Below are 1,565 nucleotides of genomic sequence, written 5' to 3' on the forward strand. Positions count from 1 at the left end.
AACCGCCATGCGGACCTGGTGCGCGACACCGGCCTGATCATCGGCTTCGGCTATGACGATTCCCAGCTGAAGGAGCGGCGCCACCCCACGCGGGACGAGTTGGACGCCATATCCGACGCCGTGCCGGTGTTGTTCATGCATCAGTCTGGGCATTTGGGCGCGGCCATCGGCGCAGCCCTGGCCGCGGCGGGCGTGGGGGCGGAAACGGCCGACCCGGACGGCGGGGTGATCCGGCGCAAGGCGGGCTCGCGCGAGCCGGACGGCGTGCTGGAGGAAACGGCCCTGTTCGCGGTCATGGGCGCCCTGTTCACGCGCCTGGACGCCGAGGCCAACCGCCAGATGATCGTCGAGGGCGCGCGCTACTACGCCCGTTTCGGCTATACCACGGCTCAGGATGGACGGTCGTCCACCGACACCTGCCGCATGATCGCGGGTCTGGCCGAGGCGGGCGCCCTGCCCATCGACATCCTGTCGTTTCCCGACATCCTGACCTCGACCGACGTCATGGCCACGCCCCTGTATCGGCGGAACTATGAGGGGCGCTACCGGATCGGCGGGGTCAAGCTGACGCTGGACGGCTCGCCCCAGGCCAAGACCGCCTGGCTGTCCCAGCCCTACTTCGTCCCGCCCGAGGGCCAGCCCGCCTCCTGGCGCGGTTACCCGGCGGTGACGGAGCAGCAGGCGCTGGACGCCGTGGACCTGGCCTTCGCCAACGACTGGCAGATCGAAGTCCACGCCAACGGCGACGCCGCCATCGACCTGATGATCGCCGCCGTGCGCGAGGCCAGCCGCAAGCACGGTGCGCGCGACCGTCGTCCGGTGCTGATCCACGGCCAGACCACGCGAGAGGATCAGCTGGATGATCTGAAGGCCCTGGGGATCGTCCCCTCCTTCTTCCCCATGCACACCTTCTACTGGGGCGACTGGCACAGGGATTCCGTGCTGGGCCCGCGCCGGGCGGAGTTCATCTCGCCCTGCGGCTCGGCCTGGCGGCTCGGGATGCGCTTCACCAGCCACCATGACGCCCCGGTGGCCAATCCCGACGCCCTGCGCGTGTTGTCGGCCACGGTCACGCGGCGCACTCGCTCGGGCGACATTCTGGGACCGGACGAGCGCGTGCCGGTCGAGGTCGCCCTGAAGGCCATGACCCTATGGGCCGCCTGGCAGCACTATGAGGACGACCGCAAGGGCTCGCTCGCCGCCGGCAAGCTGGCGGACATGATCCTGCTGAATGCGGACCCCATGACCATCGATCCCGACCGCCTGGCCGGGATCAAGGTCACGGACGTCTACAAGGACGGCCGCCCGGTCGAGCTGGGCTGAAGCCCTAGCGCTTCTTCAGGCTGCCCAGCACGCCGCGCAAAAGCTCGCGGGTGATGGTCGAACCGGCGGTGCGCAGCACCGACTTGGTCAGAGCCTCCATCGGCGTCTGGCGGCTGGAGGTACGAGCGCGCGGGGCTGCGCGTTCGCGGGCAGGCGCCGGGGCCGAACGCGCAGCCTTTTCCGCCGCCTTGGCTTCGGCGGCCGCTGTGGCGGTCTCGGCTTCGATGCGGTCGGCCTGGGCG

Annotated in this window: 2 protein-coding genes; one reads left to right on the top strand and one right to left on the bottom strand. The window is 70.2% G+C overall.

Features of this window, described 5'->3' with window-relative positions; translation table 11 throughout:
* The coding region (locus tag RT567_RS16655; RefSeq protein ID WP_313577304.1) for an amidohydrolase at window positions 1-1,323 on the top strand (1,323 nt) is incomplete at its 5' end.
* Between the two features lie 4 nt (window positions 1,324-1,327).
* Here the strand turns inward: RT567_RS16655 and RT567_RS16660 are convergent.
* Window positions 1,328-1,565: helicase HerA-like domain-containing protein (locus RT567_RS16660; RefSeq protein WP_313577305.1), on the bottom strand; the 238-nt coding region annotated here is incomplete at its 5' end.

Source organism: Brevundimonas sp., assembly GCF_032107865.1.
In the GTDB taxonomy this organism is placed as follows: Bacteria; Pseudomonadota; Alphaproteobacteria; order Caulobacterales; family Caulobacteraceae; genus Brevundimonas.